The organism is Vibrio owensii CAIM 1854 = LMG 25443 (assembly GCF_000817815.1).
Lineage (GTDB): Bacteria > Pseudomonadota > Gammaproteobacteria > Enterobacterales > Vibrionaceae > Vibrio > Vibrio owensii.
Window position 1 is genome coordinate 1 of the sequence record NZ_JPRD01000080.1, and the last position, 15578, is coordinate 15578.

Sequence of the window (15578 nt, forward strand, 5' to 3'; positions counted from 1 at the left end):
CGAGGCTTTTTTCATTTCTGACGTTTGAGAATTAGACGGGATTTGCCTCAAGTCCCGAGTCAGTCGCCGAGTCAGTCGCGACTTAGGATTAATCGTCCTCGAACTCAGTCACTACAAAGAAAGCCTGTTGAGAAAGCAACGGGCTTTCGTCGTTTCTGGTGCTCAAATAGGTGAAGTGACTTCCTAACCGAGTGCAGCTCCAAGCTAGCGCTTCTGCTCTCAACCTAATAAGTAGTTCTGTGTTAAGCCGTACATTGAGGCTTTCTGTTACCTTCGTTTTTAGAGTTATAGAAACTATAACTTTGTTTCCTTGCGAAAGTGATTGAGCTTTCTCCTCGCTGTAGTATTCAATGTGTATTAATGCTTCTGAGCACCTTTTAATACTTACTACCGATGAACATGACTCTTTGCTTTAGCTTTTATAACAAACGCTATCCAAGCGCTGTATGGGGCCTTTCTCATTGAAATGAGTACATAACATTACTCTAATTATTTCTTTTGCCATTACTACGCTTTACTGTGCTCTGAAGGAGGTTTTCCCTCCTAACCATTTAGAACCAATCTCTCTATCTTGTAGGAAGTGCTCGCGGCTGTTTCACGTGGTTCTTAGTGACACGAAGAAGAGCAGCTTGGAATGAACGACAGAAGCTTTAAAGCTTATTTCTAATCAGGTGTAGGCAGTAGAGGGTTCTCTGCTCTTGGGGGAGCCAGTTGGTTCGATGATAGGGCATGAGGAATTGCAGGTAATAAAAAAGCCGACAGTAAACTGCCGGCTTTCTATTTTCTGAATCGCTTAGTTGTTTTGAACTAGCGTTAGCGCTTTACGAGAGACCTCGTGAGCCGCTTTTGTCAGGTTTTGCTTCTCTAGTGTGTCTGCTAGGTAAGCATAGTCAGAAACGTCTGAGCGAAGTTTTAGCGCAACCTCGAAGTGCTCTTGCGCTTCTTGCCATTTTTCTTGGCGGAAGAAGAAGTGCGCTAATGCACTTTGTGCCGCTGCGTTTTCTGGTTCACGTTTCAAGACGCCTTCCAAGAATACGATGACTGGGTGACTGTCTGGTAGGTTTAGCTCTGGCAGTAACTGGTACAGCTCTGGTGTTGGGCTTTTCTTCAGTGCTTCTTTGATTACTGTGAATGCTTCATTATCTGCTTTACGTGAGATGAGCTCGTGAGCAAAACAACCGACCAAATGAGCGTCTTGTTTTACCTTACGTGGCAAACCATTCCAGTGTGAGATAAGACCTTCGCTGCCTTGCTGCTGAGCCACTTCGTGTAGCAAGCCGCATTGTGCTTTCTGAACCAGCTCCGCTTGCTCTTCTTCCGTAACCAGTTTGGCTTTGCTTAGCTGAGGCATCAGATCGATCAGCGGTTGCCACAGCTTAAGCTGCATGTAAGTGGTCTTTAGCAGGTTAAGAACAATTGAGTTATTCGCGTACTGACCTTTCAGCGCTTGCAGAGTATCGAATGCAGATTCGAATTCGTTATCACGAATAAACTGTTTTGCACGAGTCAGTTCTACTGCTAGGTGCGCATTTTCTTGCTGGCTTGCTAGCTCTAGGTACTGGTCACGCTTCGCTTTGTCACCTTGACCTTGTGCTGCTTCTGAAGCCACTAGGTAACACAGGAGAGGCATGTCGTGGTGGTTTGCCCAACGTGTCACTTTCTTCTCTGCACCTTTCCAGTCACCTTCAAGTAGCTTGATGATGCCTTCGTTGGTGTAACGACGAGAGCGACGCATTTTGCGCACACTAAAGTAGTTCCAAGTGCTTGAGCTTGCGTACACCAACTTCTTGACTAGGTACTCTAAGAAGAACAACGCTGCTAACGCGGCAATCACAAAGATCACTAGAGTAGTGACACTCATCTCTATCGTTGTATTCGCGATTGAGATCAGGACATAACCTTGCTGACCTGAGAATTGAGTGCCAACGAACAGACCGGCACCAAGAACAACAAATAGGAAAATAAGACGAACCATTACTTATCCTCCGTACCTGTCATAGTGGTCACTTCACGACGTAGGCGTTCACGAATCACGTCAGAGAGTTGGTTTTGGCTTTCTAGCTTCGCAGGGTATTCAACTTGAATATCTTGCTTGTTCAGTTGGCTCAGTGTCTTGTTGAATTCTTTCACCGAGTTGTCATCTTGGTTGAAGAATGCCATTGCCCACTTGTCTGCTGTTTCTAAAGAGGTGGTGTAGATTTCACCTTGCTCTTGGTAAACCGCTTTAATTGCCGTCTCTAACTTCGCTTTGATGTTTTCTTTTAAGTAGAAGTGTTGTTGTGGTGACAATAGAGGGATTACGTTACCGTCACGAGTGCGGAAGGTGATAAAGTTTTCTGAGAAGTCTTTTAATGACGTCATCAAGTTATCTTGCCAGTTTGCAATGTCTTCAGACACTTGTTGCTTCTCTACCGCTGCCGCTTCTGGTAGCAAAGCATTCGCAAGTGGCAGTTTGTCGACTTGCTGCTGTAGGGCAGTGAGGCGCAATACCAAGCCATCACGGTCTACCAAAGGAACAACACGCAACTTAGTAATGTCGTTTGCCATGGCTTTACGCAGGCCGACCAAGCTTGGATCGTTCAGCGCTGCGATACGTTGGTCCGCGCTTTCCATCAACTGAGTCGCGCTTTCTACATCGTGTTCTAAGAACAATTTACGACCTGCCAGTTTTACTAGATAGTCAGCTTCTGCCAGTAGCCAGTCGTTTGGACGACGACCTTTCACATCAGCGACTGCTAGTTGCAGGCTTTCGATGCTCTTTTGTTGCTGACCCAGTACCACTTCTGCTTTGTGAGTAACAGTGGTCGCTTTTTCAATGGTTTCTTCTTTTACTTGGCTAAGCTCTTGCTTCATTGCTGATTGAGCTTGTTCAAGTTGGCTTTGAAGCTGTGCGATCTGAGTTTGGTATTCAGATTGCTGCTCAAGCATTTTGTAAGTGAGGCCGCCACCAAAAATCAGTGATAAGACGATAGCGACAGTTCCCAGCTTCACGCCGCGTTTGCCTTGCTTCTCTTCAAATTCAACTTTGTTTGGTTCTGCTGGTTTGGTTGGCTCAGCAGGCTTTGATTCTGCCTTGCTTGGTTCAGATTCCTTCTTAGGCGTGTCTTTTTCAGCTAGCGGTGCCGATGTGGTTTCTTCGGAAAGGTTTTTATCGTTATTCTTTTGGTCGTTATTTTTACTTGTCATGCCTATATCCTGTGTAGCTAGGGCTGGAGAGCAGCCAGTAATTCTTGGTTGGATGCGCTTCCTGTGCACCTGACCTGAGTGAAGCCCCGTTGAATTGCGATGTCAGCGATTCGCTGACTGGGGATATACAACTCTTGTTGATTAAGCCAAGTCAATTGCTCTGACGTCAATTGGCTGCACAAATAATCCAGTTGTTCACCACTGGTGACGATAATCTGGTCGATTTGTTGGGTTTTCCATAGTGAGACACAGCTTACTGGATCGAATGGGATAAATTCTCTCTTATAAGTCTCACTATAGTGAACTTTTGCTCCACGTCTCACCAATGCATCTTTTATCAGCTCTCTACCACCGTTGCCACGGAGGATCAGAACTGTTTGTTTTTCTACATTGTTTAGCTCGGGAAGCTGCAACAAGTGCTCACTATCACTGACTTGTGGATAGTGTACTTTCTGTTGGGTACATTTGCTCAAATAGTGTGCTGTTTTTTGACCAACGGCAAGGTATATAGCCTGCTTAGACCATGATTTAGCGTGGTTCTGCAAGATTTGCTCTGCGCATTGCACCGCATGTTGGCTAACAGCAATGATGATTTGAGCGGTTTCAATGTATTTGGAGAGTTGTGTGTCGCTGAGATCGGCGACGATGTCGATCAGAGGATGATGAATTGCAGTTTTGCCGTGCCTTTCGAGCAGAGAGCAAAGCGCCATGCCTTGCTCTCCCGGACGAGTGACCAACACTGCCATGATTATTCGTGGTCTGCGTACAGTTTGGTTAGGATGTCGCGCGCACCGTTTTCAAGTAGCTCGTTAGCCAGTTGAACACCGAGTGCTTCGGCATCGTTACGGTGACCGCGAATTTCACCACGCACAATTAGGCTGCCGTCTGGTTCGCCAACCAATGCGCGTAGCCAAATGTTGTCACCATCAAGCAGTGAGTAACTGCCGATTGGCACCTGACAACCGCCTTCAAGAGTGAGGTTCATCGCGCGCTCACAGCGTACGCGATCTGCCGTATCTTGGTGGTTTAGTGGCTCAAGCAGTTTAAGTAGACGTTCGTCATCCACACGGCACTCAATACCTACTGCACCTTGGCCTACTGCTGGTAGCGATTGCTCTGGCTCGATAAAGCTACGGATGCGCTCTTCTAGCTCAAGGCGTTTCAGACCTGCAGCAGCAAGAATGATTGCATCGTATTCACCTGCATCTAGCTTACCTAGACGAGTACCTACGTTGCCACGCAGCTCTTTGATAACGAGGTCTGGGCGGTATTCTTTTAACTGACACTGACGACGCAGGCTACAAGTACCTACAACTGCGCCTTGTGGCAGTTCATCAATGTTGTTGTAAGTGTTAGAAACGAATGCATCACGTGGGTCTTCACGTTCACAAATCGTCACCAAGCCAAGACCTTCAGGGAAGTCTACTGGTACATCTTTCATTGAGTGCACCGCAAGGTCTGCACGACCTTCAAGCATTGCCACTTCTAGCTCTTTCACAAACAAGCCTTTACCACCGACTTTGGCTAGCGGTGTATCCAAAATGATGTCGCCTTTGGTCACCATAGTAACCAGCTCAACTTCCAGACCTGGATGAGCAGCTTGAAGTGCGTCTTTTACATAGTGAGCTTGCCATAGGGCAAGAGGGCTTTTTCGAGTTGCAATGCGAATTGGCGTAGATTGTGTCATGGTCTTCTCAATGCTGTTTTAGTTTTGCCTAATCCTACCACTCAACGCGTGAAAGTCTTAATGTTAGTTAGGCTTCTCTTGGTGTCATGAATCGAATTACATGACGTTATGAAAATAGTGTGACTGGATTCTCATTTAGGCTAAGGACTATTATTAGTTATAGGTGAATACAAGCGACACTACTGCGCTATCGATTTTTGCGACTAGTGTGGGGTTTTCAGACCACAACTATTTGCGGGTGGAAATCTTTACCAACCCTGATGAAAGTGTTAAATTGATCACGTTTTTACACCATTTTGGTTTAAAACATCAGCAGATTTTCGTGATTGTTCAACCAAGGAACTTCCCTTGCAGGCTTACACCCAAAAACTTATTCAGCGATTAGATAACCTGAACCAGCAACGGATCGACCGTGCGCTGGCGCTTATGGATTCGCAAAGCCAGCAAGTCTTCCACTTGATTCCTGCCTTGTTGAACTACAACCATCCTGTTATTCCCGGCTACTACGATGCAGACGTCCCTTATGGTGTGTTTGGTCTAGAGCTGAACGATCTCCAACAGCAATTCCTTGATGATACCCAACTGACAATCGGTCAAGCGCTTAGGACGGCAGAGCAACCTGCGATCTTAGGTTTGTATACCATGGGCAGTACCTCCTCTATTGGTCAAAGTACATCTAGTGATTTGGATATTTGGGTGTGTATCTCACCGGAAATGGATAACGACCAACGTGAACTGTTGACCAACAAATGCTTGCTGATCACCGATTGGGCTCAAAGCCAAGGTGTAGAAGCGAACTTCTTCTTAATGGATGAAGAGCGTTTTCGTAGCAACCGTTCTGAAGAGATGACCGGCGATAACTGTGGTTCTTCTCAGCATCTATTACTGCTGGATGAATTCTACCGTTCTGCGGTTCGTCTGGCAGGACAGCGTTTGTTGTGGCAAATCGTGCCACCAGAAATGGAAGAGTGTTACGACGAGTACGTTGCACAACTTTGTAAAGATGGCTACATCAACTGTGATGAGTGGATCAACTTTGGTCAGCTTAACCGCATTCCTGCTGAAGAGTACTTCGGCTCGAACTTGTGGCAGCTGTACAAGAGTATCGATTCCCCTTACAAGTCTGTGTTGAAAGCGATCTTGCTTGAAGCTTACTCGTGGGAATACCCGCACACACAACTTCTTAGTATCGACACCAAGCGTCGCTTCTTTGCCCACGAGCCTGACTTGTACGGCATGGATGCGTATTACTTGATGCTAGAGAAAGTAACGCGTTACCTAGAGCGAATCCAAGACGACACACGTTTGGATTTAGTTCGCCGCTGTTTCTACCTTAAAACCCATGAAAAACTGTCTCGCGAACCTGATGTAGGTTCTGTAGCTTGGCGTCGTGAAGCCTTGAGCGACATGATTGCGAAGTGGGATTGGGATGAAGCGGTATTGGCAGAGCTCGACGATCGCCGTAACTGGAAAGTAGAGCAAGTGAAAGTGGTGCACCATGCACTGTTGGATGCTTTGATGCAAAGCTACCGTAACTTGATTCAGTTTGCGCGTCGTAACGACATTACTTCGGCGATCAGCCCGCAAGATATCAGTATTCTTGCTCGTAAGCTGTACGCGGCATTCGAAGTGCTGCCGGGTAAAGTTACCTTGCTTAACCCTCAGATCTCGCCAGATTTGCATGAACCCGACTTAAGCTTTATTGAAGTAAAAGAGGGTGGGGTGAACAAATCAGGTTGGTACTTGTACAAGCAACCACTGATTGCGCACCGCATTCTTGGTCAACCTTGTCTTGAGCATCATGAGTACTTGAGTAAGTTGGTTTCTTGGGCGTTCTTCAACGGTTTGATTACCGAGTCAACGCGTTTGCACGCGGTGGTGCGTGAGGCGCAGTTAGACATCGATAAGTTCTACCAAATGGTAAGTGACTTACGTAACACCTTCTCGTTACGTAAACGTCGCCCAACCATGCAAGCGCTGGGTAGCCCGTGTGAAATTAGTCAGATGGCGATGTTCATCAACTTTGAAAATGACCCGACGGCAGAGCTGTCTGGTCGCTCACTCAAAGTGGATGTGAAGAACACTGATATCTTCAGCTTTGGTCCTGAGCAAATTAACTTGGTCGGCAGTGTCGATTTGGTTTATCGCAACTCATGGCACGAAGTGCGTACCCTGCACTTCAAAGGCGAAACTGCGATGCTAGATGCGTTGAAGACCATTCTTGGCAAAATGCACCAAGATGCGATTCCGCCAGAGTCGGTGGATGTATTCTGCTACGCGAAGAACATGCGTGGCGTGATGCGCAATATGGTGTATCAGCTATTGGCAGAATGTATCGACTTACGTTTGAAGCCAGTTGAGCAAGAGAAACGCCGTCGCTTTAAAGCCATGCGTCTTGCTAACCAAACTTACGGTCTGTTCTTTGAGCGTCGTGGTGTATCGGTTCAGAAACTGGAAAACTCGGTTGATTTCTACCGCAGCATTTCAACCAACAAGCTGAAAGGTTCACCGCTGTTGATGCTGGATCGTGAGCAAGAGTACCAGCTACCAGAAGTAGTGGATGGCTTCGCCAGTGAAGGTTTGGTGCAGTTCTTCTTTGAAGACACTGACGATGGTTTCAATATCTACGTATTGGATGAGTCAAACCAAGTTGAGGTTTATCATCAATTCAGTGGTTCGAAAGATGAAATGATTGCGTCAGTGAACAGCTTCTACACCTCGGTGAAAGATGATAACCGTGTATCGTCGAAGTTTATTAACTTTAACTTGCCGCAGTACTACCAAATTATTCATCCAGAAGAAGGGAACACCTACATTATCCCTTACCGTAATGATGGCTGTACGCCGACTCGCCCAACCAAAGCGGTGAACGCGTAAAACGAACAACAAAAAAGAGCACCTCGGTGCTCTTTTTTCGTTTAGGTGACTGGTCGTCACGAAGACCCATTTGGCTTATGCCCAATCGATCGTTTCACCAGCGTGTTTTTCACACTCTTCTTTCACCATTTCAAACAGTTCCATGCCCGTTTTAGAGCAAGTCCATTTGTTATCGACTAGCTTGAAGTGGAAGCCACCAGACTTCGATGCCAACCAGATCTCATGCATTGGCTCTTGGCGGTTAATGATGATTTGGCTGCGGTCTTCAAACTCTAATGTCATTACGTTGCCAGTGACTTCGTAATCAATGTCTGCACCTGAATCATCGATGGATTCTTCGATGAGTTGCATCTGCGCATCCACGAGTTGATGAAATTCAGTATCGTTCATCCGTCTATCCTATTGCTTTTCCTGAGTGTGGTGCGATTATAGGGGGCATTGGTTTAATAATCACGATATGCAAAATGAAAAAATTACTTACTGTGTTGTTTGTGATGGTTGCAGCGACACTTGCTGGTTGCGGTCAATCAGGTTCACTTTACATCCCAGATGACGCTCAGCAGAACGAGCAGTCACAATAATTAGCCACCCTTAGGGTGAAATCAGGGTTTAGCAGTCGAATTAATTAAGGGAAGCAAATTTTGGATTACTTCAACTATCAGGATGATGGCCAGCTTTGGGCCGAAGACGTCTCACTTCAAGCTCTTGCCGAGCAGCATGGCACTCCTCTTTATGTTTACTCACGTGCGACGTTAGAGCGCCACTGGAATGCGTTTGACAGCGCTGTGGGTCAGCATCCTCATCTTGTTTGTTACGCAGTAAAAGCAAACTCAAACCTTGGCGTATTGAACGCACTGGCTCGTTTGGGCTCAGGCTTTGATATCGTATCGGGTGGTGAGCTTGAGCGTGTTATCGCGGCTGGCGGTGATGCTAAGAAGGTGGTGTTCTCAGGTGTTGGTAAAACGCCTGCAGAGATGAAACGCGCGCTGGAACTGGGCATTAAATGCTTCAACGTGGAATCAGAACCTGAGCTTGAGCGCTTGAACAAAGTTGCGGGCGAGTTAGGCGTGGTTGCACCTATTTCTCTACGAATTAACCCTGACGTAGACGCTAAGACTCACCCTTACATTTCGACTGGCCTGCGTGACAACAAATTTGGTATCGCGTTTGACCGTGCGCCTGCTGTATATAAATTTGCTCAGAGCCTACCAAACCTAAACGTTCAAGGTATCGACTGCCACATCGGTTCTCAGCTGACTGAGATTGAACCTTTCATCGATGCAACAGATCGTCTATTAGCGTTGATTGATGACTTGAAAGCACAAGGCATCAACATTCGTCACTTGGACGTTGGTGGTGGTCTAGGCGTGGTATATCGTGATGAATTGCCACCACAGCCTTCTGACTATGCGAAAGCGCTGTTAGGTCGTCTTGAGAATCATCAAAACCTTGAACTGATTTTTGAACCAGGTCGTGCGATTGCAGCTAACGCCGGTATCTTGCTAACGCGTGTGGAATTTCTAAAGCACACAGAGCACAAGAACTTTGCGATTATCGATGCGGCAATGAACGATTTAATGCGTCCTGCGCTGTACCAAGCATGGCAAGATATTGTTCCTGTCGCACCACGTGAAGGTGAAGCACAGACTTACGACTTAGTCGGTCCTATCTGTGAAACGGGCGATTTCTTGGGCAAAGATCGAGCACTAGTACTGCAAGAAGGTGATCTACTCGCGGTTCGCTCTGCAGGCGCCTATGGTTTTGTGATGTCTTCGAACTACAATACTCGTACCCGAGCGGCGGAAGTGATGGTGGATGGCAACCAAAGCCACCTTGTTCGCCAGCGTGAGGAGCTGACCAGTTTGTGGCAGCTGGAACAGATTCTACCGGAGTAACACACAACAAATGCATTTCCACTTTTCCAAAATGCACGGTTTGGGCAACGACTTTATGGTCGTCGACTGCATTACCCAGAACGTGTTTTTCTCGCAAGATTTGATCCGTCGTTTGGCGGATCGTCACACGGGCGTTGGTTTTGACCAATTGCTCGTGGTTGAAGCGCCTTATGATCCTGAAAGCGACTTCCACTATCGCATTTTTAATGCAGATGGCAGTGAAGTTGAGCAGTGTGGTAATGGCGCTCGCTGTTTCGCACGTTTCGTCCGTTTGAAAGGCTTGACCAATAAGTACAGCATCAGCGTGAGCACCAAGAAAGGTAAGATGATTCTTGATGTTGAAGACGATGGTGAAGTTACGGTGAACATGGGCGTACCTGAGTTCGAGCCGAACAAGATCCCTTTCAAAGCGAAGCAGAAAGAGAAAACCTACATCATGCGTGCAGGTGATAAGACCCTGTTTTGTGGCGCAGTGAGCATGGGTAACCCGCACGTGGTGACAGTGGTTGACGATGTGGATACGGCAGAAGTGGAAGCACTTGGCCCGCTATTAGAATCACATGAGCGCTTCCCTGAGCGTGTGAACGCGGGCTTTATGCAAGTTGTGAATCGCAATCACATTCGTCTGCGCGTGTATGAGCGTGGCGCGGGTGAAACGCAAGCTTGCGGCAGCGGTGCCTGTGGCGCTGTTGCGGTGGGCATCCTGCAAGGTTTACTGGATGAGAACGTGAAAGTTTCACTTCCTGGTGGTGACCTACGTATTTCTTGGCAAGGTCCAGGCAAACCGCTGTTTATGACTGGTCCTGCAACTCACGTATTTGATGGTCAATTGTCGTGCTAGTTGAAGAGCAAGAAAACCAAATCTCAGAAGTTGAAGCGGATGCGCTGACTGCAGAAGTGGTGGCGCAATATTTAAAAGACCACCCAGACTTCTTTGTTCAGCGTCCAGAGTTGGTCGATCGCCTATCTTTGCCACACACAGATTTAGGTACGGTTTCTTTGGTTCACATTCAAATGAACCGCCAGCGCCAACGAATTGAAGAGCTAGAAGAAGAAATCACTACTCTGATGTCTTTGGCGGCGAACAACGATCGCACCTTCTACGAGTTCATGGATCTGCAAGGGCAAATCCTTAAGTGTGGTGACTTCAAGCAAGTCATCAACGCCATTGAACTCAAAGCCAAAGACCTTGGTTTGAAGGCGTATGTGCGTCTATTGAGCCAGTGTGATGCTGCGACTCAATTGAGTAAGGAAAGCTACCAACGTTTGGCTACCAACCACTTAAACGGCAAAGAGGCGTACTTAGGTCGTCTGCGTAAAGTGGATCGCGAAGCGTTGTTTGGGGATATGGACGTTCCAGAAATGGGTTCCTATGTGGTGTTACCGCTTGTGAAAAAACAGACGCTTGGCGTACTGGCATTTTCTAGCGAGGATGGCGGTCATTTCCAACCAGATATGGATACCTTGTTTTTGCGTCACCTATCCTTAGTAGTGGCACATCTCGCTCAAACATTGGTATGGCAAAGTCACGATGACGACAACTCCCAACACTCCTCTGCCAAATAGTCTTCAAAAGCCTCTTGAACGCTTCTACGAATTCCTGCGAAGCGAAAAGGGGCTTAGCCTGCACACCCAACGCAACTACAAACAACAATTGGAAACAATGGCTCACCACTTGGCTGAGATGGGTTTGAAAGATTGGTCGCAAGTCGATGCAGGTTGGGTGCGTCAATTGGCAGGTAAAGGCATGCGTGAAGGCATGAAAGCCAGCAGCTTAGCGACGCGCTTATCTTCTCTACGCAGCTTTTTCGATTTCCTGATCCTACGTGGAGAAATGTCAGCGAACCCTGCGAAAGGGGTTTCGGCACCACGTAAGAAACGCCCACTGCCGAAAAACCTCGATGTGGATGAAGTAAACCAATTGCTCGAAGTGAACGAGGACGACCCGTTAGCGGTGCGCGATCGTGCCATGATGGAGCTAATGTACGGCGCTGGTCTGCGTTTGGCAGAACTGGTTAGCGTCGATGTGCGTGATGTTCAGTTACGCAGTGGCGAATTACGAGTGATTGGTAAAGGTGACAAAGAACGTAAAGTGCCGTTCTCTGGTATGGCAACCGAATGGGTTGGTAAATGGTTGCGTGTGCGTGGTGATTTAGCTGCGCCGGGTGAACCTGCACTGTTTGTTTCTAAGTTGGGTACACGAATCTCACACCGCAGTGTGCAAAAGCGTATGGCGGAATGGGGGCAGAAACAGTCCGTTGCGAGCCACATTAGCCCGCACAAATTGCGTCACTCGTTTGCAACACACATGCTGGAATCGAGCAATAACTTACGTGCGGTGCAAGAGCTATTGGGGCATGAAAACATCTCCACCACCCAAATCTATACCCACTTGGATTTCCAACATTTAGCGCAAGCTTATGATCAGGCGCATCCAAGAGCGCGTAAGAGAAACGACGACAAGTCGGATTAACCAAGGAATCCCATGAAATTTTACCGCCGTATTGCGCCTGTAAAGGCGATGACGTTTGACCTTGATGACACCCTCTATGACAACTACCCAGTGATAGTTCGTATGGAGCGTGAGTTGTTACCTTGGCTTAAACACCATCATCCGGCGGTCGCTCACATGGATAAAACCGATTGGTTTGCACTCAAGCAGCGTGTCGTGCAGCAACAACCTGAGCTGAAGAGTGATGTCACTTTGTGGCGTTTAGTGCAGCTCAAGCAAGCTTTCTCTCAAGTTGGGTACGATAACGAAGCGGCGCATACCGCTGCGCAAGCCGCAGTCGAGGTCGCTTTAGATTGGCGTAACCGTTTTGAAGTACCACAGCAAAGCCTCGATGTACTTGCTGAACTCGGGCAAGAAATCCCGCTGGTAGCGATCACCAACGGTAATGTCGATTTAGATAGAATTGGTCTTACGCCTTATTTCCAGCAAGTACTGAAAGCAGGGCCCGATGGCAGCGCGAAACCAGCGCCGGATATGTTCACCAAAGCGCAGCAGTTTCTGGATTTGCCTAGTGAGCACATTCTTCATGTCGGTGACCACTTAGTAACAGACGTTCAAGGCGCGAAACTCGCGGGTTTTGCCGCATGCTGGTTCAATGATATGAATAAAAATGTCATTACTCAGGCAAAAACGCGAACGTTACCTGACATTGAAATCAATAACTTGCAGTCGTTACTCGCGCTTTTGTAATCGCTTTCGCATTAATCCATGCAATCTTAATTCTGACCCTAGAAAAGCCGCCTAAAGCCACGTAAATTACTCTCATCAAAGTAAAATAATAAAACCACTTTCATGTGGTGTGGCTTGATGACGGCAGTGGTAGGGTAAATGCGAGCATTCTCTCAACTGGTTCAAAATGTGGATCAGCTTAATGACTTTTTAATCACTTCTCAGTGTTGTGCAGATAAACGTTATCTGGTGCAACTCTTATCCACCCAATCACGCGACTCCGCCGTCTCGCTCGCACGGGCAATACTCGAAAGATTACCCAACACGCACATCATCGGTCACAGCACCCGTCACGTTATCTTGGAAGGTGAAATCATTAACCATGGCTGCTTAGTGTGTGTGATGGAGTTTGAACAAACCACACTCACGTCTGCGGTTCAGCATTATTCCTTCTCGCCAGATATCGATGGCTACGATCTCAAGCAAGCTTTACAACTGCAAGATAACTCCAAAGCCATTATTAGCTTTTCTGTCCAAATTGAACGCCGTGATTATCCGGTGTATCGCGTATTTGATGCTGACGGTCCGAAGGTTTCTGGCGGTTTGGCTCAAACCATCGATGACGGTTGTTGGGTTCTGCATCAAGACCAAGTTTATGACGAAGCGGTTGTCGCGGTTGCCTTGCACAGCGATACCTTGAAAACATGGACGAGTGCGTATTCTGAGTGGAACCCAATCGGTATGCCACATAAGGTTACTCACGCCAAAGGGACGCGTTTGTATCGCTTGGGAGAGCGTAAAGCGCTGGAAGTGTATAAACATTACCTTGCTGATGGGCACGACCTGACGCTTAATCAACTGCTGAATTTTCCACTTTATCGCGAATCTATTGGGCGCAAAGAGGTGTGTGCCGTGACGGAAATCCATCCCGACGGCAGCATGAGCTTCGATCGCCCTTGGTGCTTGGGTGATGAAGTGCAGTTCTGTTACAACCATCCTTCGTTAACGCTTGAGCAAGTTCGCCATGGGGTGGTGGAGCTTTCCATGCATCAACCTGAAGCCGTGATGATTTATAACTGCGCATCGCGACTTGATTTTATTGATAGCAGCGATGAAGTTCGTGCCTTCACGGACATTTCTCACACGTCGGGCAGTTACTGCATGGGCGAGTTGTACGGCGAGAATCACCAACAAGAAATTCTGCACCATAGCCTGACTTATTTGGCGATGCGTGAAGGGGATGAAGTTGCTGCGCTTAACATGCCACAGCAAGAAGTGAGCACTTCTATCTCTCCCTTGTTTAGCCTGATCCGCAATGCGATTGGCGATCTCAACAACATGAATGCTCACATGGGCTATCAACTCGATCGCCAAGCGAAAAAGCTAGAACAGAGCTTCCGCCGAGATAGTCGTACAGGATTACAAAATCGTGTTGCGCTGCAAGAGCGTTTGATCAGCATTGATACCGATGAGCATTTACTGACACTTAAACTGCTTAACTTTAGCCATATCAACGAAAAATACGGATATCGCGTTGGCGACCAACTGTTGAAAGACTTGTCGATGCACTTTAGCAATCGCCTGCGTAAACGCCTTGGTAAACCTGCTGCGCTACAACTTTATAGCATTGGTGTTGGTGAGTGGGCGTTCTTATTCAAAGCTGACACCAGTAGTGAAGCGATAAAGCAACACTTTACTCGCTTTGCTGACGCAGTAGAGCAAACCAACTTTGAGCCAAGTGGCTTACGGGACATTGATTACCTTTCGATTTCATTGTGCGGTGGCTTAGTTAGCCGTCGTGATTTTCCAACGGCATCGCCAGATGAGCTACTACTAAAAGGCATCGAGGCGCGAAGAGCTGGGGTGCGTAGTAATACTCACATCTGTAATGCTAAAGATATTGAGCTCAATGAAGATGTGCGAAAAGAGCAGTTGGGTTGGCTAAGCTGTGTGAGCCGCGCCATCCTCAAGCAGAACATCATTACCTACAGTCAGCCAATTGTGCATGCCTATAGCCACCGTCCAGCTAGCCAAGAGTGTTTGGTACGCATCATTGAAGAGGATGGTAGCATCATTGCGCCGGGGCGTTTCTTACCCATCATTTCTGATACGCATTTGTACACGCGTTTGAGTCGTCACATGATTCGCTCAACACTCAACTACATGAAAGACCAGCATGGTGACTTCTCAATTAACTTGTCACCTCAGGATTTACTCAGCGATAAAACCTTGATGTTGCTTGAACATGCCATTACCCAACTTAATGACCCAAGACGGATTGGTTTGGAAGTGTTGGAGTCAGAGCAAATCAAAGATTACGGACGAATGATTGAGGTGTGCAGCCACTTTAGAAGCCTAGGCGCACGCATCATTGTGGATGATTTTGGTTCGGGTTACTCCAATATTGATGAGATCCTCAAGTTAGAGCCGGAAGTCATTAAGCTCGATGGCAGTTTGATTCGCTACATCGATAAAGACCAAAAGCAGCGCAAGATTGCCTCGCAGTTGGTGCGTTTGTGTCAGGTATTTAATGCTAAGACCGTAGCTGAGTTCGTGCATAACAAAGAGGTGTGCGATATTGCTCAGGACATGGGAGTGGACTATCTGCAAGGTTATTACTTAGGTGAGCCGACACGTTTGTTTTAATGTAGCTTTGCTCTAATTGAGCTTAAGAGCTCTAACAGTTGTTTCACGTGAAACAGCATTCAATAAAAAACGCAGCGTTAGAGCTGTAATGCCGATCAGTTAAACA

Annotated in this window: 13 protein-coding genes; 8 read left to right on the forward strand and 5 right to left on the reverse strand. The window is 47.2% G+C overall.

Annotated elements, in window-relative coordinates:
• Window positions 1-793: 793 nt before the first annotated feature.
• From H735_RS28705 to hemC, 4 genes are read right to left on the reverse strand one after another with little or no spacing between them, the layout of a single operon-like run.
• Window positions 794-1975: a heme biosynthesis protein HemY gene (locus H735_RS28705; protein ID WP_020197932.1), complete on the reverse strand. Its 1182-nt coding sequence runs from the start codon at window positions 1973-1975 to the stop codon at window positions 794-796.
• Window positions 1975-3186: a uroporphyrinogen-III C-methyltransferase gene (locus H735_RS28710; protein WP_020197933.1), complete on the reverse strand. Its 1212-nt coding sequence runs from the start codon at window positions 3184-3186 to the stop codon at window positions 1975-1977. The genes H735_RS28705 and H735_RS28710 overlap by 1 nt, the downstream gene beginning before the upstream one ends.
• Before the next feature lie 17 nt (window positions 3187-3203).
• Window positions 3204-3932 (reverse strand): uroporphyrinogen-III synthase, encoded by a 729-nt coding sequence (locus H735_RS28715; protein ID WP_009705176.1) that lies wholly within the window; start codon window positions 3930-3932, stop codon window positions 3204-3206.
• Between the two features lie 2 nt (window positions 3933-3934).
• Entirely contained in the window at window positions 3935-4873 is a 939-nt protein-coding gene (gene hemC / locus H735_RS28720; protein WP_005438556.1) for a hydroxymethylbilane synthase, read from the reverse strand.
• Window positions 4874-5221: 348 nt separating this feature from the next.
• Here hemC and H735_RS28725 point away from each other — a divergent pair, with 348 nt between their 5' ends.
• A complete protein-coding gene (locus H735_RS28725) occupies window positions 5222-7750 on the forward strand; it encodes a class I adenylate cyclase (protein WP_020197934.1) in 2529 nt (842 codons plus the stop codon).
• A gap of 75 nt (window positions 7751-7825) precedes the next feature.
• On the opposite strand, the gene cyaY is transcribed toward H735_RS28725, so the two are convergent.
• Window positions 7826-8140 (reverse strand): iron donor protein CyaY, encoded by a 315-nt coding sequence (gene cyaY, locus H735_RS28730; RefSeq protein WP_005438551.1) that lies wholly within the window; start codon window positions 8138-8140, stop codon window positions 7826-7828.
• Window positions 8141-8214: 74 nt separating this feature from the next.
• On the opposite strand from cyaY, the gene lptM reads away from it, so the two are divergent.
• The 7 genes from lptM (at window position 8215) to H735_RS28765 (ending at window position 15472) form a co-directional block, all read left to right on the forward strand.
• Window positions 8215-8331 (forward strand): LPS translocon maturation chaperone LptM, encoded by a 117-nt coding sequence (gene lptM / locus H735_RS32165; protein WP_005533626.1) that lies wholly within the window; start codon window positions 8215-8217, stop codon window positions 8329-8331.
• A 60-nt stretch (window positions 8332-8391) separates the two neighbouring features.
• Window positions 8392-9645, forward strand: coding sequence for a diaminopimelate decarboxylase (lysA, locus tag H735_RS28740; protein ID WP_020197935.1), 1254 nt, complete (start codon window positions 8392-8394; stop codon window positions 9643-9645).
• 10 nt (window positions 9646-9655) lie between these two features.
• The gene (gene dapF / locus H735_RS28745; protein WP_027726849.1) at window positions 9656-10486 is read left to right on the forward strand and encodes a diaminopimelate epimerase; all 831 of its coding nucleotides are present in this window, start codon (window positions 9656-9658) and stop codon (window positions 10484-10486) included.
• A gap of 20 nt (window positions 10487-10506) precedes the next feature.
• Entirely contained in the window at window positions 10507-11211 is a 705-nt protein-coding gene (locus H735_RS28750) for a DUF484 family protein (RefSeq protein WP_042980781.1), read from the forward strand.
• On the forward strand, window positions 11177-12118 hold the full coding sequence (gene xerC / locus H735_RS28755) for a tyrosine recombinase XerC (protein WP_005430404.1): 942 nt from the start codon (window positions 11177-11179) through the stop codon (window positions 12116-12118). The genes H735_RS28750 and xerC overlap by 35 nt, the downstream gene beginning before the upstream one ends.
• A gap of 12 nt (window positions 12119-12130) precedes the next feature.
• Window positions 12131-12847, forward strand: a complete 717-nt coding sequence (gene yigB, locus H735_RS28760; RefSeq protein WP_020197938.1) for a 5-amino-6-(5-phospho-D-ribitylamino)uracil phosphatase YigB — start codon at window positions 12131-12133, stop codon at window positions 12845-12847.
• A 138-nt stretch (window positions 12848-12985) separates the two neighbouring features.
• A complete protein-coding gene (locus tag H735_RS28765; protein ID WP_020197939.1) occupies window positions 12986-15472 on the forward strand; it encodes a bifunctional diguanylate cyclase/phosphodiesterase in 2487 nt (828 codons plus the stop codon).
• The last annotated feature ends 106 nt before the right edge of the window (window positions 15473-15578 follow it).